We start from the raw sequence: 19,810 nt of genomic DNA, 5'->3' as shown, positions 1-19,810 counted from the left end.
GTTTCAAGACCCTTATTTTACATGCTGTGGGTTATCGTACCATTTATGGCCTGTTTGCAGTGGCGTGTCGGGTCCGGTGCCGTGGCGGCATAACGGGGTGCCGTTTTTGTTATGACAGGCGTGGTGCTCCCCCACATGGGCAAGGCTGTGGGCTGCCATGTTTTTTGCGCGCGTGGGGGCTGCTTGATCTTTGCGGGGGTTACGGGGCAGTTTGGCGCATATTCCGTTTGGGAGATTCTGAATGAAACTGTTTGCCGTGCGTGCCCTGTCGGCGCTAGCCCTTACCACGTCCGTGCTGGCATCCGTGCCCGCACTTGCTCATGCCGAGGAACAGACCCTCAATATGCCGGTCATCCGCGGGGGGGATACGTCTCTCCTCTCAACCGTGGACCCGTCGGGTTATGTGGCTTCCATTGACCCGAAGGAAAACGCAGGTCTGCTGAACTACTGCGTCCAGAACGAATACGTGCCGGATTATGACGATGCCTTCCGCACGCTGCTTGAATACAACAAAAAGACCAACGCCGTGTCCGATGGTGCGGATGGCAACATGTTCTATGCGATTGGCTCCGCTGGCCAGATCCGCCTGAACGACCATACCTACACCGTGGCAATGGCAACCCTGCCGCTGCGCCAGAAGACCTGCAAGGCCGTTCTGGAACGCGCCAAAGCTGCTCTGTAATAACAGGGTCAGGCCCTTGTTCCGCGCCGACCGGAATTAAGGTGTGGAATAAAAACGGCATAACAAAAAAGGCTGGTCACTCCTGTGGCCAGCCTTTTTTTATGCCTGTGTGGTCACTTTTTATGTGTCCGGAGGCGGGTACATGTCTTTCCTCTGAGGGCATGATATGATCAAAGACCATCTGGTTCGGGTGCAAAATAAGAACGTAAATGAAAGGACCAGTCCGAGTGGAAGAGAATATTCCCTGCACGGCGGAGACAGCTGTCTCTGATCGCTACCTTGATCAAGTGCAGCGTGCGCAACGCGACCCGGAGGCTTTCTGGCTGTCGCAGGCGCGCAGACTGGTCTGGCATAAAGCGCCCTCCCATGCCTCCCGCTCCGACTTTAACGGCGATGTCCGCATAGACTGGTACGGCGATGGCCAGCTTAACGTGGCCGAAAACTGCCTTGACCGCCACGTTCTGACCCAGCCCGACAAAGCCGCCCTGATCTGGGAAGGGCAGGAAGATGGGCAGAAACTGGTCCTGACCTACCGCGAACTGCATGCGCAGGTCTGCCGCTTTGCCAATACGCTGCGCAGGCTGGGCGTTGGCAAGGGCGACCGCGTTGCCATTCACCTGCCCATGGTGGCCGAGGGCGTGGTGTCCATGCTGGCCTGTGCACGCATTGGTGCAATCCATGTAGTGCTGTTTGGCGGTTTTTCGGCCGAAGGGCTGGCTGAACGGCTTATGGATAGCGGCGCTGCTGTGGTGATTACCGCAGATGTGGCGCGGCGTGGGGCCAAGTCCATTCCCAGCAAGGTGACTATGGACGAGGCCCTGCTGGCCTGCGGTGCAGCCTGCACCGTGCGCCATGTGCTGGTGGTGCCTGTTACGGGTACGGAAGTGCCCATGCAGCCCGGCCGGGACCTGTCCTACACTGCGGAAGTGGCGATGGAGATCCCGGATTGCCCGCCAGAGGTCATGGATGCCTGTGATCCGCTCTTTCTTATGTACACCTCGGGCAGCACGGGGCGGCCCAAGGGGGTTGTGCACGGCACAGGGGGGTATCTGGTCTGGGCGTCCTATACGCATGAGGTGGTTTTTGCCGCCCAGCCGAACGATGTGTTCTGGTGCACGGCAGATACAAGCTGGATTACCGGGCACACCTATGTTGTTTACGGCCCGCTGTGTAATGGCGCGACAATCCTGATTTATGAGGGCCTGCCCTCATGGCCGCAGCCGGGCCGGTGGTGGGATGTGATCGACCGCAATAACGTAAGCGTCTTTTACACATCTCCCACCGTGGTACGTGCCGCTATGCGGGAAGATGCGGACGTGGTGCGCAGCCGCTCCCTGTCCAGCCTGCGCGTGCTGGGCACGGTGGGTGAACCGATCAGCCCCGAAGCATGGCAATGGTTCCATGATGAGGTCGGCAAGGCATGTTGCCCCGTGGTGGACACATGGTGGCAGACCGAAACCGGGGGGGTCATGCTCACCGCCAGTGCCGGACAGGTGCCGGGCCGGCCGGGGGCCGCAGGGCTGCCGTTGCCGGGGGTAAACGCTGTTCTGGTGGATGCACAGACCCAGACAGAGGTTGAAGGTGCCGGGGATGGCCTTTTGTGCATGGCCCGCTCATGGCCCGGTCAGGCCATGACCTTGTGGCGGGACCACGAGCGTTTCCGCCAGACTTATTTTACCACCTGCCCGGGGCGCTATTTTTCGGGTGATGGCGCACGGCGTGAGGCAGATGGATACTTCTGGATCACGGGCCGTGTGGATGATGTGGTCAATGTCTCTGGCCACCGGATTGGCACGGCAGAAATTGAAGACGCCGTGGCAACCGATGCCGAAGTGGTGGAAAGTGCCGCCGTTGGCGTTCCCCATGACCTGAAGGGGCAGGGGCTGGTTGTGTTTGTTGTTCCCCGTACCGAAGGCAGCCTGAACCCCGCCGCCGTCCGCCGCGCCATTGCCGATGGGGTCGGGCGCTATGCGGTGCCGGAGCAGATTTACGTTGTGCGGGACCTGCCCAAAACCCGCTCTGGCAAAATTGTCCGCCGCCTGCTGCGCAAAATTGCTTCGCATGATCTGAATAATCTGGGCGATCTTTCCACCCTGTCCGATCCGGATATTGTGGAAGAAATTATTGCCCAGGTTGCCGGGCAGGCGGGCTAGGCCGTTCGGCCCGTGGCGTGTGAGGGTGCCCCCTTACGCGCCACGGGGTTGCTGGTAGTCGTCCTCGATCAATGCAAAACGTGGCACGCCCTGAACAGTCTGGAGCCACATGTCCAGCGGGCGCACCCAGTAGGTTCCTTGTGAATCGCACCGGTAAGTGACCAGCCATTCTTCCGTCTCGCTGTGACGGCCTACGCATAGAAGCGTGTACAATCCCCCCTTATAATGGCGGTAGAGGCCGGGCTTTGGGTGCCGGGGCTGTTCTGGCGTGGTATTTTGGCTTGTCTGCTCGGACATGCTTGGGCTCTACTCCACAAAGGGACTATTCTGGTCTGGTAAAACAAGGAATGTGCGCTTGAGGCATCGTGTAGGGTTGTATTGTGTGTTGGCAGGGTTGTCTGCCCTGCCATGCGGTGTTTTTGGCGCAGCACAGGTGCTGGGTGCGCCCCCAACCCGTCAAGGGTCGTTTACCCACGGCAGAACAGACCCCGTGGCCCTGACCGACCAGCGTGGCAGCGCACTGGACAGTGCCGCGCGTGAACTGAACGCGGATGACCTTGCCGCCGCCGCCCGCCATAATGACAAACCACTTGTGCTTGTGGGCTCTGCCCCCCTGTCTGCCAATGGTGCGAATATGGCGCTGTTTGTGCAGGTGCAGGCGGCCAGCCTGTGCGGGTCTGCTGGCTGTTCGACAGATGTGTATGTCAAACGCAACGGGGCATGGACCAAGGTGCTGGATTCCGTAAGTGGCCCTATTGAGCTGCTACCCACAACGCATGGGGGCCTGCGCGATATTCTGGTCGATGGCTCGGACCGCTGGGTGTGGAAGAACAACACCTACGTGGATACGCTGGCGGCACCAGACGTGCCGGGGCTGAAGGCTTCGGTAGAGGAGCATCAGGCGCATATGGGCCAGCAGCCCGCAGGCCGCCTGTAACCCCATGACACAAGATGAAGGCAGCATCCGGCTGACCGTAATCAAGACCGGGGCCACAATCGGGCTTACGGCCCTTCTGGTTTTTCTGCTGCGCTGGGTGCTGAGTGTTCTGCCCCGGTTTGATACCATGACCGGCGGACACACCGGGGGGGATGTTCTGCGTTTTCTGGCCTCCAACGGTCAGGCGCAGGCCCAGCAGACAGTTGCAGTTGTCATGATCGTGCTATGTTTTGTGCTTGCTGTGCTGCTGGTGCATGGCATTGAGCGCCTGCTCCGCCGCAGGCGGGCCAGCCGCTAGGTCGGTGGCGGCACGGGCTGGTGTTACGGCCAGCCCGGCTTTTGCACGCTCAGGTTATGGTGGTGGGGAGGGGGGATACGCCTTTGTCGGCTGCCTCCTGTGACCAGAAGAATGTCAGCTCGTGCTTGTTATGCGCCAGATGGGCGAGTGCCCCGCCGGGTATGGCCTCAAAGGCGGCCACGGTTTCATGCTCTGTTTCACCCTGAAACTTGACTGTCAGCACAATGTTCTTGGTCTGCCCCGAATCAATCCATGCCCGGGTCAGGCGCAGCAGGCGCTGGGGGTAGGCAATAATGTCGGAAAAAACCCAGTCCGTGGCGGGGAGCTGTTTTGGGTCCAGCCCAAATGCGCTGGCCTGCTGAAAGCTTACGCCCGGCATGGCCTCAACCGATGGAGCAAGCGGCGCGCGGTCAAACGCGGTTACCTGTGCGCCAAGGCTTGCCAGGGCCCATGTCCACCCACCCGGTGTGGCACCCAGATCATAACATCGCTCACCCGCAGCAGGCCAGCGGCCCAGCCGGGTGCAGGCCTCCCAGAGCTTTAGGTAGGCGCGGGAGGGTGGGTCTGTCCGGTTTTCCACAAACTCCGGTGCGCCATTGACAAACGGACTGGTTTTTGTGGCCGAAAACAGCAGGGACGAAGTGTCCAGCAAGGTCCATGCCCCAAGCGGGCTGGTCGGTGCCGGGGTGGGGAAAACCAAGGGTGCAGCTTTGACCGGCGGCAGTTTTTGCACAATCAGCCCAGAGCGGCGGAAGTTGTCCACCGCATACAGGCTCCAGTTGCGCTGGATGGCGCGCAACGTGTCTGACGCATTGCGGATGGAGGTAATGCTGGCGCGTTGCGGGGCTGTCCATATATCCAGCGCCCAGGGGGAGTAGAGTGCTTTGTGGGTGGAAAGGGCAAGCATGCCATGCCACGCCACAACCTCTACCCCACGGAGCAGCAGGTCTTCTTGCAAAACGTGTTTAAGCCCGTCTGCTGCCAGCCATGCACCCTGTATGGAGGTGCTCATGACCGGCGGACCCAGCCTGCGGCCAGCACCAGCCACGAAAGAATGAGCATGCCGCCGCCAATGGGCGCAATGTGGCTGCCATGGTGGCCAGTAAAGGCCGTGTTATACACGCCGCCACAGAACATGAGCGTGCCTGCAAGTACCCCCCAGCCCCCGGCAATGAGAATACGGTTGGTACGTTCGGCCAGCCCAAGCCCCAGAGCCAGCAGGGCTATGCCCTGCCACATCTGCATATCCATGGCGCTGCGTGCCATAATCCGCCCGCCCTCGGCAAAATGTGCATCGGGCAGGTGTGCGGTCAGGGCCCCCATAACGGTGCCTGTGGCAATAAGGAGCGCACCACAGATCCGCCATAGACGTGTCATAAAAGATCCGGTCAACATAAAGGGTTGTATAGGCGTGTCTGTGGCAAACGGAAATAGCGCTGCATGGCCAACCCTCAATTTTAGTCTTTGCAACGCCGGGTAAGGTGGTGCGTTTTGTGCGGATAAGAAACAAAGCCAGTGTTCGGGAGCCTGAGGTATGAGCATACGGATTGATAAAATTGTAACCCGTGGCGGGGATGGCGGGCAGACATCACTCGGCGATGGGTCACGCGTTACCAAGGATGACGTCCGTATAGAGGTGCTGGGAACACTGGATGAGATTAATGCGCTGGTTGGTCTGGTGCAGGCTCACACACCAGCGGGGGACAGCATTGCCCAGCAGTTAACGGCAGTGCAGAATCTGCTGTTTGATATGGGGGCGGATGTCTGCCTGCCCGAAGATGGTCCCATGGCCGAGCGCGCCCACCGGGTGGAAGAAGCCGCCCTGCTGGTGCTTGAGCGCAGGATAGAGGAACTGCGGGCCCGCCAGTCCCCCCTTAACGGGTTTGTGCTGCCCGGTGGTTCCGTGCCCGCGGCAATGGCGCACATGACCCGCACACAGGTACGCAGGGCCGAGCGGCGCATGGTGGCTCTGTCGCGCGCAGAACGGGTTAACCCTGTTTTGCTGAAAATACTGAACAGATTGTCCGATTACTTTTTTGTACTGGCCCGTCACTTTAATCATGACGGACAGACGGATGTTGTGTGGCAACCCGTGCCCAAAGGTGAAAAATAGCGCCACGCCGTACAACCCCTTGGAAAAAGAGGGGGCATATGGTAAGGACAACCCCAGCAGACATTGCCCTCTGTGGTAATGTGCAAAATACCCTGCTGCCGGTGCTGCGGCCATATCTCTGTTTTTATCAAACCATCGGGTCAAGGCCACAGTTGCATTGCATCTGTTCTGCCCGGGCGCATAAAAACACAATTGGTTTTCTGGCAGCTTTTAAACAGTCCATAAAATATCTGAAACGTGACATCTGAATTCATGAATACATCATCTTTTCTCTCCGCCCCCGTAGTGGACAGGGATCATGAGGAAGGGCTTGAAGAAGCGTCCATGCGCAATGCGCTTGAACGTATCGGGCATTCCGCCCGCCCCCGCTCATCTGCCGCTCCGCAACCCCGCCCCGCGGCCGAAAGCGCCAATAACAAGCGCCGCCGCTTTGTGCGTGATGGTGAGGTGCAGGTGGAAAAACACTCCCTCGCACGCACAACGCCGCGTACTGTTGCCGCTCCACGGATTGCAGGGACCTCCCGCGCCGTACATTTTAACGAAGAAGACAACAGCGAACTTTCCCGCCTGCGCCGCCAGCTGGCGGAAGAAAAACTGCGTGCAGAAGAAAGTGATCGCCAGTTGGCCGACATGCAGGCGGCCCAGCGCGGGTTGACCACACGCATCGGCCATGCGGATGCCCTGATTGCCGAGCAGAAAAACAAACTGGCCGAACGGGAAGCCGAACTGGCCCTTGCCGGGCGCGAAATTCGTGCCGGTCGCCGCCAGATGGAAGAACAGGAGGCCGAAATAGCCGCCCTGCGCCGCCAGCTGGACGCCAAACCCCGTGGCCGCCCCCGCAAGGAACCTGAAGTGGTTGAAGCAGAGGTCAGGGTGGAAGAGCCCCAGCCCGTTAAATGGTGGAAGGATTAATCCCTGACCTTGCGCCAAGGGGTTCCCCACCATGAAAAATAATACCGCCACACCAGCTCTGGCTCTGCTGGTTCTGGACGTGGCTCTGGGCGTGGCCTGTGTTGTGCTGCCCCCTGTTGTTATGGGCTTTGTTGGCCTGCTGCGCGATGTGTTTGGCGTGCTTGTGCTGCCATTCAGCTTTCTGTTCGGGCTGGCAGGCTGGTCGTCTGACATGTCCTCCCTTTCCAGTGTGCATGATGGCCTGTTGCCGCAGGCTACAAGCCACCCGCTTTATGCCGTTATGGCGGCTGCGGCACTGGGGGTTGGGGGTGTATGTTCTGTTCTGGCCTGCAACACACCGCAAGGGGCCAGAGTTGAGCGGGCTGCGGCCCCTATACTCACGGGCCTTGCAATGATCATGGTGGGGTTTGACCCCGGCCTGATTGTTCTGCCCGCTTTTATTTTACAAATACTGTGCTTTTGGTATCCGACACTGTCTTTTTCTTCACGGGGGCAATAAAGCCCTTAGTCCGTGTGGGGCAGTGTTTGTGCCTGCATGGGTTGCAGGCTCGTGCCGGGATGGACCGAAGGCGTGGGCTTTAGCATGCCCCCGGTCCTGTAACGGATTATGCCTGAGCGGGGGGTAAAACCTTACCGGGGTTCATAAGGTCCTGCGGGTCCAGTGCCGCTTTAATCCGGCGCATGGTTTGCAGTTCCGCACCCCCACGCCAGGATGGCATCATGTAGGTTTTAAGCTGGCCGACCCCATGCTCGGCCGAGAAAGACCCGCCCAGCTTACGCACGATTTCGGCCACCGTATCCATCATGGCGTGGTCCTGCGCCAAAAATGCTGCGGGGTCCGCACCCTCGGGCTGCACCAGATTAAAGTGGATGTTGCCATCGCCAATATGGCCAAAGGGCGCAACCCGAATACCCGGAATAAGGGCTTCGCAGGCTTTAGTGGCCGCTTCAATAAACTCCGGTATGGCTGCCAGTGGAACGGAGACATCGTTCTTGACCGATGCCCCTGCGCGTTTTTGTGCCTCGGCATGTTCTTCGCGGATCATCCACAGGCTCTGGCGCTGGCTTTCGCTTTCGGCCAGAACGGCGTCTGTTACCAGCCCGTCTTCCAGTGCGCTTCCCAGCACATCTTCCATCAGGCTGCGCAGGCTGTCATCGGCGCGGGGGCTGGCCAGTTCCACCAGCACATAGGCCGGGGCCGGGGCTTCCAGCGGCAGGGCGGCACCATCAATCAGTGCATTGACCAACGCCATGGACGTGCCGGACATGAACTCGAACGCATGAATGGCGGAGGGGTCCTGCTTGCGGAAGGCCGCAAACAGGTTGAGTGCGCCCTGTGGGTTTTCCACCGCGCAAAGTGCCGTCTCGCGCGAGCGCGGGGCAGGCTGAAGCTGGATGACCGCCTGCGTAATAATGCCCAGAGTGCCTTCCGAGCCAACCAGAAGCTGGCGCAGCGCATACCCTGTGTTGTCCTTGCGGAGCTTGCGCATCAGGTTGAGCACATTGCCATCGGGCAGCACGGCCTGTAGCCCCAGAGCCAGCTCGCGGGCATTGCCGTAGCGTACCGTGTTGTTGCCACCTGCATTGGTGGCCAGAATCCCACCAATATCAGCCGACCCTTCGGACGAGATGGAAAGCGGGAGCAATAGCCCCTGAGCACTTGCCGCATCCTGTGCTGCTTTAAGGGTAACCCCTGCATCCACGGTCATGGTCAGGTCCGCATGGTCAATCGTGTGGATCTGGTTCATGCGGGTGGTGGAAATAACAACGGCCCGCCCGCTCGAATCCGGGGTTGCGCCCCCCACCATGCTGGTATTGCCCCCTTGTGGCACCATGGGCACATTGTGTGCGTGGCACAGGGCCACGGCTTTTGCACAGTCTTCGGTATTGGCCGGGCGTAGCACTGCGGCACAATGGCCGTGGTAGAGGGCGCGCCAGTCCACACAGAACGCCTCTGTATCCGCCGGGTTGGTCAGAACACCCGAAGGGCCAAGGATCTGCACCAGCGCATCATGTAAGGACGGGGGGAGGGGCGTTTGTGGCATGGCTCTGGTTTTCCCTGCAAAAGCACAAAAAGACAAAATTGAACGCGCGGTCGGGCGACCCGTTAGTAAAGATAATGGCTGTTGTCGGCCATGGTATGGGCCGGTGGTGGCGCAGGCCACAGGGCATGCACGGCCTGAGACCCCGCAACCCCCACCAGCATGCCAACCAGCAGGCTAATGGCAATGGCGAGTGGCTTCTGGGTGCGTTTGGTGGCCTGAAGCGTTGCCAGATGGGTCTGGAGTTCCGCGCGGGATTTCTGGGTCAGGTAGAGTTCGGATTTAAGTGTTTCGTTCTGGGAATAGGCAACGCGCAGGTTGCGGTCCAGCCGGGTAATGCTGTCGGCCATTTCGCGCAGCTGCACGCGGTACTGGTCCGGCATGTCGGTTGTTTTGGCCTTGCTGGCAGAGGCCCGCGTGCCAGTCTGGCGGGTTGTGCTTTTGGCCTTGGATGGATTGACCGCAATGGTCTGGAACAGGTTTTTGAGCGCTCCCCCGGTTGTGCTGTTCTTGCGGGCACGGTTGCGCAGGGCCTGTAGGGCCGTGTCCGACTGGCCGGGGTTGTCTTCAAGCACAAGTGCCAGAATGTCCGACAGGATTTTGAGTTCCTTGGGATCAATCTCGGTCATGGTGCCATGTCTTCTGTTCCGTCCTGCGGACGGGGGGCTGCCGCGCGGTTCAGGCGGTCCTGTATGGCACGGCCCAGACCGTGCTGGGGTATGGGCTGCACGGCAATGCGGCGCAACCCAAGGGTCTGCCCTTCGCGGTCCAGTGTGCGCAGGCCGGTAAACAGCCTTGCCGCGGCTTCTTCCAGGTTCCCGGCAGCACTCAGGTTCCATGCCAGCGGGGCAAGGGTGGGGCGGGTGGCGCCAAATGCCAGCAGGGCCTCGTCCGGCTGGGCCTGCAAGGCGTTCAGCCGCACAGGCAGGTGCGGCGCGTAATGCGAGACCATGCGGCCGGGGGAATGTGGGGCCACATCACTTGTGGTTTGCGGCAGGCTTATGTGCGGGCAGATGGCGACAAGCTCTTCCAGCGTTATGCCACCGGGGCGCAGCAGGGTGGGGGTGTTCGGGTCTGTCAGGTCCACCACGGTACTTTCCACCCCCACGGTGCAGGGGCCACTGTCCAGCACGGCGTCTATCCGGCCGTCCAGTTCCTCCAGCACATGGGCTGCGTCCACGGGGCTGATGCGGCCGGAGCGGTTGGCCGAAGGAGCAGCTATGGGGCGGTCCGCCTGTTCCAGCAGTGCAAGGGCTGTGGCATTGGCGGGTACGCGCACGGCAAGGCTGGCAAGGCCATCTGCCGCCAGATCGCTAATGCTTGCCCCCGGCGCGCGGGGGAGAATGAGTGTAAGTGGCCCCGGCCAGAACGCCTGCGCCAGCCTGTGGGCCATGGCATTGGGGACCACCTGCGTAAACGCCGCCTGTGCATTGGCAAAATGGCTGATCAGCGGGTTAAAGCGCGGGCGGTTCTTGGCTTCAAAAATCCGGGCGACCGCCTGCGGCTGGCTGGCATCTGCCCCAAGGCCGTAAACGGTTTCCGTGCCAAAGGCCACAAGGCCGCCAGCCCGCAGAATGCTGGCAGCAGTGGCAATGCCGCTTTGGGTGGCATCCAGACGTCTGGTCATGGTGTTCTCATGGCAACAGGGCGCAATCCGTAGGCCGATCAGTGAGGCTGCAATGTTTTGGCAACAGGAGACCCTTGCGTAAAGGGGCTACGGTTGGCCTGCCCTGTTTATAGCGCTCCGGTACAGACAAAGGGAGGGTTTTTCCAGCCTGTTTTGCCATAAACAAGGGGGGAACCATCCAGTAGCGTAATCTGGCCGCCTGCGGCTTCCACAATGGCCTGTGGGGCGGCTGTGTCCCACTCCATGGTGGGGCCGAGGCGGGGGTACAGATCAACCAGCCCTTCTGCCACGCGGGCAAATTTTACGGCTGACCCGATATTGCCCAGATGCGCAATTTTTTTGCCATTCAGGTATTCGGCCAGACGGGTGTCATCCGCATGATGGCGGGATGCCAGAACGCTCAGTCCTTCAGCAGGAGCCGTGCGGACATGAATGGCCTGTAGCCCGTTTTTGTCCAGCCGGTGCGCGCCCAGACCCACGCCCCCCGTGTAAAGCTGGTGATAGGCTGGCAGGGCCATGGCCCCCAGTGCGGCATGGCCATTGCGCACAAGGCCGATATTGACGGTAAAATCGTCCCGCCCCGCGGCAAACTCCCGCGTACCGTCCAGCGGGTCCACCAGCCAGTAGGCCGGGGTGGCATAGGCTTGCAGGCCTGCGGCAACTTCTTCTTCCGCAATAACGGGAATATCGGGTGTGGCCGCGCGCAGCCCGCGCAGAATATGGGCCTCTGCCGCGTGGTCCGCCTCCGTTACGGGGGAGGAGTCGGTTTTGGTCACGGTCTCAAAACCCCGCGCGCGAATGGTGCGGATGATTTCGGCGGCTTCGTTGGCCAGTCTGGCGGCAAGGGCCAGCAGGTCTGTATCTGCAAGGGTGCTCATGGGCCTAGCATACGCCAGCTTGGGGCCGCCGTCATGCCCTGTGGTGGGGTGTTGGTGTTTATCATGCAATCGGGGCGTGGGGGCGGCTCTGGCTATTGCCAAGACAGGGTGGGAGACTTAGGCAGAATAGATGTGGTTTTCAGGGAGATTGGTCAAATCATGCTACAGATTTCATTTTCCACCCAGGTAGAGTCCACGGCAGGCGCGCTGGCCATTCTGGTGCCCGAAGGGGATGCGCACCCAACTGTTTTTCAGAATTTTGATGCCGCAACGCAGGGCGCTCTCAGCCGTGCGGCCAAGGCAGAAGGGTTTAAGGGCAAGGACGGCACAAGCTGTGTTGTGCTGGCACCATCTGACAGTTTTGAACGCATTGTGCTGGTCGGCATTGGCAAAGCTGGTGATGTGGACGCATGGGTGGCGGAAAAGGCTGGCGGGCTTGCGGCCTCCCTGCTTGCGCGTGCGCCAAAAGCGGCTGTGGCTGTAGGCGATCTTTCTGGCGCGCTGGCGGCCCATGTGGCTTTGGGTGCCGTGCTGGGTGCCTACCATTTTGGCCTCTACCAGACCAAAAAAGAAGACGACAAAAAACACCAGCTGGCCGAACTGTCCGTGCTGGGCGCGCATGTGGGTGCGGCAGAGGAACTCTGGCCGTCCCTGCAGGCTGTTGCCCGCGGCGTTGTGCTAACGCGTGACCTGGTGAGCGAACCGGCCAATGTGCTCAATCCGGTCGAGTTTGCCAAGCGCGCCACAACCCTGCGTGCACATGGGCTGGAGGTAGAGGTGCTTGACGTTGCCGCCATGACCGAGCTGGGCTTCGGGGCTCTGCTGGGTGTGGCGCAGGGGAGTGCTAACGAGCCGCGTACAGTGGTCATGCGCTGGAATGGCGGCAAGGAAGGGGACGCCCCCGTAGCCTTTATTGGCAAGGGCGTGACCTTTGACTCGGGTGGTATTTCCATCAAGCCCGCAGCCGGCATGGAAGACATGAAGTGGGATATGGCCGGTGCCGCAACGGTCACCGGGCTTATGGCCTCGCTTGCGCTGCGCAAGGCCCCGGTTAATGCCGTGGGTGTTGTGGGGCTGGTGGAAAACATGGTGTCCGGCACGGCCCAGCGTCCGGGGGATGTGGTGCGCAGCGCCTCTGGCCAGACAATTGAGGTGCTCAATACCGATGCCGAGGGCCGTCTGGTTCTGGCCGATGTGCTGTGGTACGCGCGGGACCGGTTTGCTCCGCGCCTGATGGTGGACCTTGCAACCCTGACCGGGGCGATCATTGTGGGGCTTGGCCACGAATACGCGGGCCTGTTCTCCAATGATGATGATCTGGCCGTGGGGCTGGCCGATGCCGGTGCCTTTACAGGCGAAAAGCTGTGGCGCATGCCTTTGGGCAAGGAATACGATGCCCTGCTGAAGTCCGATATTGCGGATATGCAGAACATTAGCGGTGGCCGGGCTGGTGGTTCCATTACCGCAGCACAGTTCCTCAAGCGCTTTGTGGGTGAAACCCCTTGGGCGCATCTGGATATTGCCGGGGTTGCCTGGGCCAGCAAGGCCAAAAACGGTCAGCCCAAAGGGGCAACCGGCTTTGGTGTGCGCCTGCTTGACCGCTTTGTGCGCAACGGGTTTGAGCAGGGCTGAGCATTTCTGCTTCCGCCTGCCCGGTTATACGGGCAGGCGGGTTTTTAGCGTGCGCGCTTCCAGCCCTTATCTTCCTGCCGCCAGTATGCAAGGTCGTGTCCCGCCTTGTGCGCCTGTGCCCAGCGTGCGCGGGCGGCGGTAACTGCACTTTCGTCATGCCCGTCAAACAGGTCGAATATCCGCTCAAAGCGGGTGGGGTCCGCACAGTGCCGGTTTTGCGTTAAAAACAGAAAACGCGCCTCGTTCGGGCAGTCATCCCCCGTGCTCAGCCATATGGGTTGCAGGTCGGGGCAGGCTATGCCCGTACTGCCATGGGGCAGCCAGCGCGGGGTGGCAATCTGCCAGAGCGTTTTGTCCAGTTCATCCAGCGCGGGTTTGTCCGTGCACCACACAACCGCTTTCTGTCCACTGTCCAGCGTGCGGGTCAGCAGCATGGGCAAGGCTTCTGTCAGGCTGGTACGGGTCAGGTGGTAAAAGCCGATCTGGGTCATATATCCACTATAACAGTCTTGCCGTGGGGCGGAACAGAGCATGGTCCTGCGCTGTTTTATGCTGCCTGATGGCCCGAGGATACAAGGAGAAACCCGCAATGGTTCAAACCATAACCCTGCCAGATGGCACAATCCTGCCTGCACTGGGTGTCGGAACATGGAATATGGGCGACACCCCTGCCCGCAGGGAGGAGGAGATAGCAAGCCTGCGTTATGCGGTGGAGCAGGGCATACAGGTCGTGGATACGGCGGAAATGTATGGCAATGGCCGGTCGGAAAAACTGGTGGGGGAGGCCATAGCCCCTATGCGTGAACAGGTTTTTCTGGTCAGCAAGGTGCTGCCGAGCAATGCTTCCGCCCAAGGGGTTGCGCAAAGCTGCCGCCGTTCGCTCAGGCATCTGGGTACAGACAGGCTGGACCTGTACCTCCTGCACTGGCGCGGCAGCGTGCCACTGGCCGAAACCGTGGAGGCCTTCCGTACCCTCCAGCGCGAAGGGCTGATCCGCTACTGGGGCGTTTCCAACTTTGATACTGACGATATGCGCGATCTTGAAGGCTGCTCCCGGCCCGGGGAGTGCGCGGCCAATCAGGTGCTGTACAGTCTGGAACACCGGGGCGTGGAGTATGACCTGCTACAGGCGGACAGGCAGCGCAGAGTTGTGACCATGGCTTATTCCCCCATAGGGCAGGGGGGGGCGCTGCTGGCCCATCCTGCGCTGGCGCGGGTGGCGGCGCGGCATACAACATCGCTTGGTGCGGCAACGCCTGCGCAGGTTGCACTGGCCTGGGTGCTGCGCCAGCCCAATGTGCTTGCCATTCCCAAGGCAGGCAGCCCTGCGCATATGCGCCTTAACGTAGCTGCGGCAGAACTCAGGCTGGCGCCGCAGGATCTGGCGGAACTGGATGCTGCCTTTGCGCCCCCAGCCAGTAAGGAGCCATTGGCCATGATCTGATGGTCAGGGCCAGTTTTGCGTTACACGGCCAGACGGCGGGTTTAATGGAACCCGCCATCCTCTGACAAAGGGCGCAGGCCGACATGGATGGTCAGCGTTTGCGGGTGGGCGTTGCGCATGATGGCCAAGGCCGCCTCGCTCCCCGGTTTGGCGGCAGCGATGGCACGGATCATGGCGCGGGCGGTATCCACATGCTCCCCGTTGAGCATGGTAATAACATCGCCTTTGCGGAGCCCGCCATGCGCTGCGGGGCTGTTGCGGTCCACCTCGGTAACCTTGGCGCCATTGTGGGTCAGAACATCATCCAGCGTTGCACCCAGCCAGCCACGGTCTATGTGCCCGGTCTGGCGCAGGGTTTCCACAATGGGAATGACAATTTCGGACGGAATGGAAAACCCGAGCCCCACAGACCCCCCGGTGGGGGAAACAATGGCGGTGTTGAGTGCTACAACCTGCCCGGCAAGGTTAAAGGTCGGGCCACCGGAGTTGCCGGGGTTTATGGGCGCATCAAGCTGCAAAAAGTCATCAAACGGGCTGCTTCCTATATCGCGCCCACGGGCGGAGACTATGCCAGCGGTTACGGAAGAACCCAGACCAAACGGGTTACCCGCCGCCATAATCCAGTCCCCTACCTGTACCTGTCGGCTATCCCCCCATTCCACATAGGGCAGGGCCTCGGGGCTGGTAATTTTGATAACGGCAATATCTGTCAGCGGGTCCATGCCCACCAGCGTTGCCGTAAACTCCTTACCGCTGACGAGCGAGACGGTAATGGTGTCCGCATCTTCCACCACATGGCCGTTGGTTACAATAAAACCGCTGGGGTCGATCAAAAAGCCGGACCCGGCCTCCAGCAGTTCATCCCCATGGTGGCGCATGCGTTCGCGGTAACGCCGCTCCAATGGTGTGCCTTTAACGGAGGAGGGGAGCTTGTGGTGGCTGTCTGCGGCAAAATCATCCCGCGTGACGGCAATATTGACCACGGCAGGCACAACCTTGCGCACAAGCGGGGCAAAGCTGACCGGGCCAGAGGTTACAAGGGGTGTGGCAGGCGCAAAGGAAGGCAGCGTGCCAGCGCGGGCTTCTCCGGTGCTCAGGAGCGGTGTGCAGCACAGATAAGCCACGGCCACACAGGGCAGGCCTTGCAACAGTCTGTTCATAAGGTGCGGTGCCATGGAGCCAAGCATATGAACTTTAGGCCATGTTTGGCGCAGTTGCGCAACCATGCTGCTGACCCGAACCCTTTTTTCCTGTTCTTTTTCACATCGCGGGGGCGCAGAGGCGGGTGCAATGCCGGCCCCTGCGGTTACGGCCCTGCCATATTGGGGCTGGGTTGGGGGCATATGTCGCACAAGTTTGCAGGGCTCTGGAGCTGGTGCCTGTAGGCGATGCCCCCATGTGGTTGGGGCAGCTTTGCCCTAGCTTGGGCGCGTGCGCGGTTTTGCCGGGACAAGGGCCGGGTTTTCGGGCCAGTCGTGGCGGGGGTAGCGGCCGCGCATATCCCTGCGCATATCCGCCCATCCCCCTTGCCAGAACCCGCCAATGTCCGCCGTAATGGCCTGTGGCCGCCCGGCGGGGGAAAGAAGAGCCAGCCGCAGGGGTACCCGCCCGCCTGCCAGTAGAGGCGTTTGTTCCGTGCCATAAAAAACCTGCGCACGGGCCGAGGCCACGGGTACGGGCTGGGTGTAATCCACCTCTGCCCGTCCACCGGGGAAGGGGAGGTGGGTTGGCAGTTCCCGCTCCAGCCACTGGTACTGGGTGTATGTCAGCAGGTTGCGCAGCAGGGTGTGCACATCCAGTTCCTTCATGGCCGCAACGGAGTTGCGGCCTTCCATATAAGGGGCCAGCCAGTCCGCCACAGTCTGCGCCAGAGCCGGGGAGGAAAAATCGGGCCAGGCTGGTTCTTCCTCCTGCGTGCTGCCAGCGGATTCTGGCGTGGTGTGCACGCTCCGGGCCAGAGCAACACGGGCCTGCAACTGCTTTACGGTCTCTGTCCAGTTCAGGGCGTTTTCCAGGTTGTCGCGCACATGGACCAGCAGAAGGGCTGCGGCTTCCTCCGGCTTAACTTTTTCGGTTCTGTCCTTGAGCACAAGGCAGCCAATGCGTGTGCGCCTGCGGGCCAGAATATTGCCAGATACGGGGTCGAGCGTGGTTTCAACCTGCTCCTGCGTACGGGCCAGCAGGGTGGGGGGCAGGTCGTTCAGGTCCAGCGGTGCTGCCAGCCGTATTTCGGCGGCGGTGCGCAGGTGTAGCCCGGCCACGGCCAGCAGGCGGTGGGGGCTTAGCCCATCATCACGCCGGAGGCGCGCATTGCTGCCATTGGCCAGTCGGTAGCTGCCCGGTTCGCCCCGGCATAGGGCTATCCGGTCAGGGAAGCCTGCTGCCAGCAGGGCGGCGGGGTTGCCCTGCGCAGGCAGGTGCTGGGGAACATTCAGCCGGGAGCGGAACCGCTTTGCCGCCAGCCGTATGCGGCTCAGGGCGGCGCGGTCTGCATCAGGGTGGTCTTCGCCTGCAATCAGGTCCAGCCTTAACCCGATATCGGCAGGGGGTGTTATGGGGGGCTTGCCGTGGGCTGCGTGGCGTGGGCGCAGGGGGTCGCGCTCTTCAAGCAGGGCGGCAAGGTCGGCTGCCATGGCGGCCTCCTCCCCTGTGCGTGCTGCTAAAAGCATGGCGGCAAGGCGGGGGTGTGTACCAAGCTGGGCCATGCGTTTGCCAAGTGGGGTAATATGCCCCGCCTGATCCAGCGCTCCCAACTGTTCCAGCAGCTCCCGCGCGGCGGCAACCGCGCTGCCCGGGGGCTGGTCGGGTAGTGGTAATGGCTCACTTGTTCCAACCGTATCAGCCCACAGCGCTGTGGCCAGAACATAATCTGCCAGATCAGCTTCCAGAATTTCGGGGCGGTCATGCTGGGGCATGGCGCGCTGTGTGCTGGCGCTCCATAGGCAATAGGCCGTGCCCGGTGCCTCGCGCCCTGCGCGGCCGGCCCGCTGGCGTGCTGCCGCGCGGGAAATACGCAGTGTATCCAGGCGGGAAAGCCCGGCCCCGGCATCAAACCGTGGCGCGCGGCGGTAACCGCAATCCACCACCACACGCACACCCGGTACGGTCAGCGATGTTTCCGCAATGGATGTGGCCAGAATAACGCGGCGCTCCCCGTTATCGGCCGGGCGTAGCACACGGGCCTGTTCCGCAGGGTGCAACTCCCCATGCAGGGGCAGGACAGTCGCACTGATGCCGTCCAGCAACTGGGCCGTGCGCCGGATTTCTCCCGTGCCGGGCAAAAAGGCCAGAATATCCCCCGTGGTTTCCGCCAGTGCCTGCCGTATGCCCGCAGCCGTGGCGGGGGCTATGTCACGCAGGGTGGGAATGTCCTTTTTGGCATGGTGGACTTCCAGCGCGAACATGCGGCCCTCGCTGGTCAGCACGGGGGCGTTCATCAGGCTGGCCAGCCGTTCGGTTTCGGCGGTGGCGGACATGGCAACAAGCCGCAGGTCGGGCCGCAGGGTACGTTGCAGGTCCAGACAGAACGCAAGGGCGAGATCCGCCTCCAGGGAACGTTCATGCACCTCGTCCAGAATAACGCAGGCGACATCCTCCAGCATGGGGTCCCCCAGCAGGCGACGCAGGAACAGTCCTTCGGTCAGCACCTCAATACGGGTGCGGGCAGAAACGGCGCTGTCTATGCGGGTGCGGTAGCCCACAAACCCGCCTGCCTCTTCCCCCATCAGGCTGGCAATGCGCTGGGCGGCGGCGCGGGCGGCCAGCCTACGGGGTTCAAGCATGATAATCCGCCCGCTCTCGCCCCGCCACGCGCTGGCTGCCAGCACAGGGGGAATGGACGTGGTTTTGCCTGCCCCCGGAGGTGCCACCACAATGGCGCTGGCAGGGTGCTCGGCTGTGGGCTCTGCCGCCAGAACCGCGCGCAGCTGGGGGAGAATCTCCTTAACCGGCAGTCCGTTTGCAATGTCATCAGGGTCGGGAAAAAGGGTCTGGGGCATCGTGCCGCCTTTTATGCTGTTCTGGCGGGCTGGCTGCACGGTTGCTCACATCCCCCATGACCTCTGTGGTGTATGGGGGTAGGCCAGATGCCGGTGGAGCCGGAGTTAGCGTGTTTTTTTGTTGGCGGGCAGGGTTAAAAAACCCGCTTTGGGGGAAAGGGTTTTGGCCGGAGCAGGGGTGTCATCCATCCCGGCGGGGAAGATGGCGCTGGGTTCACTCTCCTGCGGTGCCGCCTGTGCCTGTGCCTGTGCCTGTGCCTGTGCCTGTGCGGGTGCTGGCGTGCTGGATTGGGCTGCGCTGGAGGCGGTGTCCGTGCTGGCAGAGTCTACACTAACATTTGCAGGGGTTGTTCCCGCAGATGGCAGCTCGGTCAGCCTTTTGGTGTCAGACATTGTGTCCGTCGCAGGGGTGGATGCCGCGGCAGCGGAAGGTACCGGGGCTGTTGCATCCGGTGCGCCTGTCAGGGGCTGGGTCTGGATGGCATTGTTCATGGGGGTGCCCCCCGCATCCACTAGCCATTTGTTCAGGGAATGGCGGATCTGGTACTCAAATTCGACATTGATGGTCTGCATCATGTCTTTTGTAATTTCGTACAGATTGGCCGGGCTTTCCACATCCTGCGAAGGATCGGGGTGGAGGGTCTGGGTTGCCTGTGCGGAGGCAGTCGCCACGCGCCTGCCTTCGGGGTTGAGGATATCCAGATGAATATCCATCTGCCCGTCCAGCGTGCCGCCGGGCTGGTGCAGGATAAACGCACGGTCAATAACAAAATGGGCGGTGCTGGCCGCTGCCGCATTGCCTGTTGCGATCAGCCGGTCTGCCGCCATCTGCCGTAGCGTGTGGTCGGGCGGGGAGGGGGATTTGTAACCAATATCCCCCGGTTCCGGGTTGGCTACGGAATTGTCCACCACATCCAGCGTGGCCACATTCAGGTGAATCTGGCCCAGATACTCATAGCTCAGCGGCGCAAACCGGGTTGGCTGGGGCTGGTCCGCGCACCCGGCAAGTGCTGCTGGCAGCACAAAAGCGGCAACCAGATGGGAAAGGCGCATACGGGGGAACGGCATCATGCACAACCTCTTGAACAGCCGAC

20 protein-coding genes are annotated in these 19,810 nt (G+C 61.4%); 9 read left to right on the top strand and 11 right to left on the bottom strand.

Going from position 1 to position 19,810, the window contains the following annotated elements; genetic code table 11:
• Positions 1-241 precede the first annotated feature (241 nt).
• On the top strand, positions 242-682 hold the full coding sequence (locus tag ACSYTG_RS09300; RefSeq protein WP_086645239.1) for a DUF2501 domain-containing protein: 441 nt from the start codon (positions 242-244) through the stop codon (positions 680-682).
• 209 nt (positions 683-891) lie between these two features.
• On the top strand, positions 892-2,835 hold the full coding sequence (acs, locus tag ACSYTG_RS09295) for an acetate--CoA ligase (protein ID WP_491706411.1): 1,944 nt from the start codon (positions 892-894) through the stop codon (positions 2,833-2,835).
• Positions 2,836-2,868: 33 nt separating this feature from the next.
• Here the strand turns inward: acs and ACSYTG_RS09290 are convergent, their stop codons facing one another.
• The gene (locus ACSYTG_RS09290; RefSeq protein ID WP_086645241.1) at positions 2,869-3,132 is read right to left on the bottom strand and encodes a DUF1653 domain-containing protein; all 264 of its coding nucleotides are present in this window, start codon (positions 3,130-3,132) and stop codon (positions 2,869-2,871) included.
• A 136-nt stretch (positions 3,133-3,268) separates the two neighbouring features.
• Between ACSYTG_RS09290 and ACSYTG_RS09285 the strand changes: the two genes are divergently transcribed.
• On the top strand, positions 3,269-3,772 hold the full coding sequence (locus tag ACSYTG_RS09285) for a hypothetical protein (protein ID WP_491706464.1): 504 nt from the start codon (positions 3,269-3,271) through the stop codon (positions 3,770-3,772).
• A gap of 4 nt (positions 3,773-3,776) precedes the next feature.
• A complete protein-coding gene (locus ACSYTG_RS09280; RefSeq protein WP_489782962.1) occupies positions 3,777-4,070 on the top strand; it encodes a hypothetical protein in 294 nt (97 codons plus the stop codon).
• Between the two features lie 49 nt (positions 4,071-4,119).
• Here the strand turns inward: ACSYTG_RS09280 and ACSYTG_RS09275 are convergent, their stop codons facing one another.
• Positions 4,120-5,082, bottom strand: coding sequence for an SAM-dependent methyltransferase (locus ACSYTG_RS09275; RefSeq protein WP_489782961.1), 963 nt, complete (start codon positions 5,080-5,082; stop codon positions 4,120-4,122).
• Positions 5,079-5,447 carry a DUF423 domain-containing protein gene (locus ACSYTG_RS09270; RefSeq protein ID WP_242005686.1) on the bottom strand — a complete coding sequence of 123 codons (369 nt, stop codon included), beginning with the start codon at positions 5,445-5,447 and terminating at the stop codon, positions 5,079-5,081. Before ACSYTG_RS09270 ends, ACSYTG_RS09275 begins: the two co-directional genes overlap by 4 nt.
• Positions 5,448-5,604: 157 nt before the next feature.
• Here ACSYTG_RS09270 and ACSYTG_RS09265 point away from each other — a divergent pair, with 157 nt between their 5' ends.
• The 3 genes from ACSYTG_RS09265 to ACSYTG_RS09255 all read left to right on the top strand — a co-directional run bounded on the left by ACSYTG_RS09265 (position 5,605) and on the right by ACSYTG_RS09255 (position 7,594).
• Entirely contained in the window at positions 5,605-6,183 is a 579-nt protein-coding gene (locus ACSYTG_RS09265; protein WP_086645245.1) for a cob(I)yrinic acid a,c-diamide adenosyltransferase, read from the top strand.
• A 252-nt stretch (positions 6,184-6,435) separates the two neighbouring features.
• Positions 6,436-7,095: a coiled-coil domain-containing protein gene (locus ACSYTG_RS09260; protein WP_086645382.1), complete on the top strand. Its 660-nt coding sequence runs from the start codon at positions 6,436-6,438 to the stop codon at positions 7,093-7,095.
• A gap of 31 nt (positions 7,096-7,126) precedes the next feature.
• Positions 7,127-7,594 carry a hypothetical protein gene (locus ACSYTG_RS09255; RefSeq protein ID WP_086645247.1) on the top strand — a complete coding sequence of 156 codons (468 nt, stop codon included), beginning with the start codon at positions 7,127-7,129 and terminating at the stop codon, positions 7,592-7,594.
• A 106-nt stretch (positions 7,595-7,700) separates the two neighbouring features.
• Here the strand turns inward: ACSYTG_RS09255 and ACSYTG_RS09250 are convergent, their stop codons facing one another.
• The 4 genes from ACSYTG_RS09250 to cysQ all read right to left on the bottom strand — a co-directional run bounded on the left by ACSYTG_RS09250 (position 7,701) and on the right by cysQ (position 11,642).
• Entirely contained in the window at positions 7,701-9,140 is a 1,440-nt protein-coding gene (locus ACSYTG_RS09250) for an FAD-binding oxidoreductase (protein ID WP_489782960.1), read from the bottom strand.
• Between the two features lie 62 nt (positions 9,141-9,202).
• Positions 9,203-9,766: a hypothetical protein gene (locus ACSYTG_RS09245; protein WP_086645249.1), complete on the bottom strand. Its 564-nt coding sequence runs from the start codon at positions 9,764-9,766 to the stop codon at positions 9,203-9,205.
• Complete coding sequence (locus tag ACSYTG_RS09240) at positions 9,763-10,764, bottom strand: L-threonylcarbamoyladenylate synthase (protein ID WP_489782959.1); 1,002 nt, start codon at positions 10,762-10,764, stop codon at positions 9,763-9,765. The genes ACSYTG_RS09245 and ACSYTG_RS09240 overlap by 4 nt, the downstream gene beginning before the upstream one ends.
• Before the next feature lie 107 nt (positions 10,765-10,871).
• A complete protein-coding gene (gene cysQ, locus ACSYTG_RS09235; RefSeq protein WP_086645251.1) occupies positions 10,872-11,642 on the bottom strand; it encodes a 3'(2'),5'-bisphosphate nucleotidase CysQ in 771 nt (256 codons plus the stop codon).
• 159 nt (positions 11,643-11,801) lie between these two features.
• Between cysQ and ACSYTG_RS09230 the strand changes: the two genes are divergently transcribed.
• Positions 11,802-13,274: a leucyl aminopeptidase gene (locus ACSYTG_RS09230; protein WP_489782958.1), complete on the top strand. Its 1,473-nt coding sequence runs from the start codon at positions 11,802-11,804 to the stop codon at positions 13,272-13,274.
• 44 nt (positions 13,275-13,318) lie between these two features.
• Here ACSYTG_RS09230 and ACSYTG_RS09225 read toward each other — a convergent pair whose 3' ends face one another.
• Complete coding sequence (locus ACSYTG_RS09225) at positions 13,319-13,765, bottom strand: DNA polymerase III subunit chi (protein WP_253527149.1); 447 nt, start codon at positions 13,763-13,765, stop codon at positions 13,319-13,321.
• A 98-nt stretch (positions 13,766-13,863) separates the two neighbouring features.
• Here ACSYTG_RS09225 and ACSYTG_RS09220 point away from each other — a divergent pair, with 98 nt between their 5' ends.
• Positions 13,864-14,718, top strand: a complete 855-nt coding sequence (locus tag ACSYTG_RS09220) for an aldo/keto reductase (protein ID WP_489782957.1) — start codon at positions 13,864-13,866, stop codon at positions 14,716-14,718.
• A gap of 41 nt (positions 14,719-14,759) precedes the next feature.
• Here the strand turns inward: ACSYTG_RS09220 and ACSYTG_RS09215 are convergent, their stop codons facing one another.
• The 3 genes from ACSYTG_RS09215 to ACSYTG_RS09205 form a co-directional block, all read right to left on the bottom strand.
• A complete protein-coding gene (locus ACSYTG_RS09215; protein ID WP_086645383.1) occupies positions 14,760-15,878 on the bottom strand; it encodes a S1C family serine protease in 1,119 nt (372 codons plus the stop codon).
• A gap of 258 nt (positions 15,879-16,136) precedes the next feature.
• Entirely contained in the window at positions 16,137-18,716 is a 2,580-nt protein-coding gene (hrpB, locus tag ACSYTG_RS09210; RefSeq protein WP_489782956.1) for an ATP-dependent helicase HrpB, read from the bottom strand.
• Between the two features lie 105 nt (positions 18,717-18,821).
• Positions 18,822-19,787 (bottom strand): hypothetical protein, encoded by a 966-nt coding sequence (locus ACSYTG_RS09205; protein ID WP_489782955.1) that lies wholly within the window; start codon positions 19,785-19,787, stop codon positions 18,822-18,824.
• Positions 19,788-19,810 lie beyond the last annotated feature (23 nt).

The organism is Acetobacter sp. ESL1128, assembly GCF_058505085.1.
This window is presented reverse-complemented; position numbering and strand designations above follow the sequence as displayed.

What these genes read in the sequence shown, in the direction of transcription:
- ACSYTG_RS09220 (WP_489782957.1), top strand. Translation starts at nt 13,864, where the DNA reads ATGGTTCAAACCATAACCCTGCCAGATGGCACAATCCTGCCTGCACTG.
- ACSYTG_RS09205 (WP_489782955.1), bottom strand. Translation starts at nt 19,787, where the DNA reads ATGATGCCGTTCCCCCGTATGCGCCTTTCCCATCTGGTTGCCGCTTTT.
- hrpB (WP_489782956.1), bottom strand. Translation starts at nt 18,716, where the DNA reads ATGCCCCAGACCCTTTTTCCCGACCCTGATGACATTGCAAACGGACTG.
- ACSYTG_RS09270 (WP_242005686.1), bottom strand. Translation starts at nt 5,447, where the DNA reads ATGACACGTCTATGGCGGATCTGTGGTGCGCTCCTTATTGCCACAGGC.
- ACSYTG_RS09230 (WP_489782958.1), top strand. Translation starts at nt 11,802, where the DNA reads ATGCTACAGATTTCATTTTCCACCCAGGTAGAGTCCACGGCAGGCGCG.
- ACSYTG_RS09275 (WP_489782961.1), bottom strand. Translation starts at nt 5,082, where the DNA reads ATGAGCACCTCCATACAGGGTGCATGGCTGGCAGCAGACGGGCTTAAA.
- ACSYTG_RS09225 (WP_253527149.1), bottom strand. Translation starts at nt 13,765, where the DNA reads ATGACCCAGATCGGCTTTTACCACCTGACCCGTACCAGCCTGACAGAA.
- ACSYTG_RS09300 (WP_086645239.1), top strand. Translation starts at nt 242, where the DNA reads ATGAAACTGTTTGCCGTGCGTGCCCTGTCGGCGCTAGCCCTTACCACG.
- acs (WP_491706411.1), top strand. Translation starts at nt 892, where the DNA reads ATGAAAGGACCAGTCCGAGTGGAAGAGAATATTCCCTGCACGGCGGAG.
- ACSYTG_RS09265 (WP_086645245.1), top strand. Translation starts at nt 5,605, where the DNA reads ATGAGCATACGGATTGATAAAATTGTAACCCGTGGCGGGGATGGCGGG.
- ACSYTG_RS09240 (WP_489782959.1), bottom strand. Translation starts at nt 10,764, where the DNA reads ATGACCAGACGTCTGGATGCCACCCAAAGCGGCATTGCCACTGCTGCC.
- ACSYTG_RS09215 (WP_086645383.1), bottom strand. Translation starts at nt 15,878, where the DNA reads ATGAACAGACTGTTGCAAGGCCTGCCCTGTGTGGCCGTGGCTTATCTG.
- cysQ (WP_086645251.1), bottom strand. Translation starts at nt 11,642, where the DNA reads ATGAGCACCCTTGCAGATACAGACCTGCTGGCCCTTGCCGCCAGACTG.
- ACSYTG_RS09250 (WP_489782960.1), bottom strand. Translation starts at nt 9,140, where the DNA reads ATGCCACAAACGCCCCTCCCCCCGTCCTTACATGATGCGCTGGTGCAG.
- ACSYTG_RS09260 (WP_086645382.1), top strand. Translation starts at nt 6,436, where the DNA reads ATGAATACATCATCTTTTCTCTCCGCCCCCGTAGTGGACAGGGATCAT.
- ACSYTG_RS09280 (WP_489782962.1), top strand. Translation starts at nt 3,777, where the DNA reads ATGACACAAGATGAAGGCAGCATCCGGCTGACCGTAATCAAGACCGGG.
- ACSYTG_RS09255 (WP_086645247.1), top strand. Translation starts at nt 7,127, where the DNA reads ATGAAAAATAATACCGCCACACCAGCTCTGGCTCTGCTGGTTCTGGAC.
- ACSYTG_RS09290 (WP_086645241.1), bottom strand. Translation starts at nt 3,132, where the DNA reads ATGTCCGAGCAGACAAGCCAAAATACCACGCCAGAACAGCCCCGGCAC.
- ACSYTG_RS09245 (WP_086645249.1), bottom strand. Translation starts at nt 9,766, where the DNA reads ATGACCGAGATTGATCCCAAGGAACTCAAAATCCTGTCGGACATTCTG.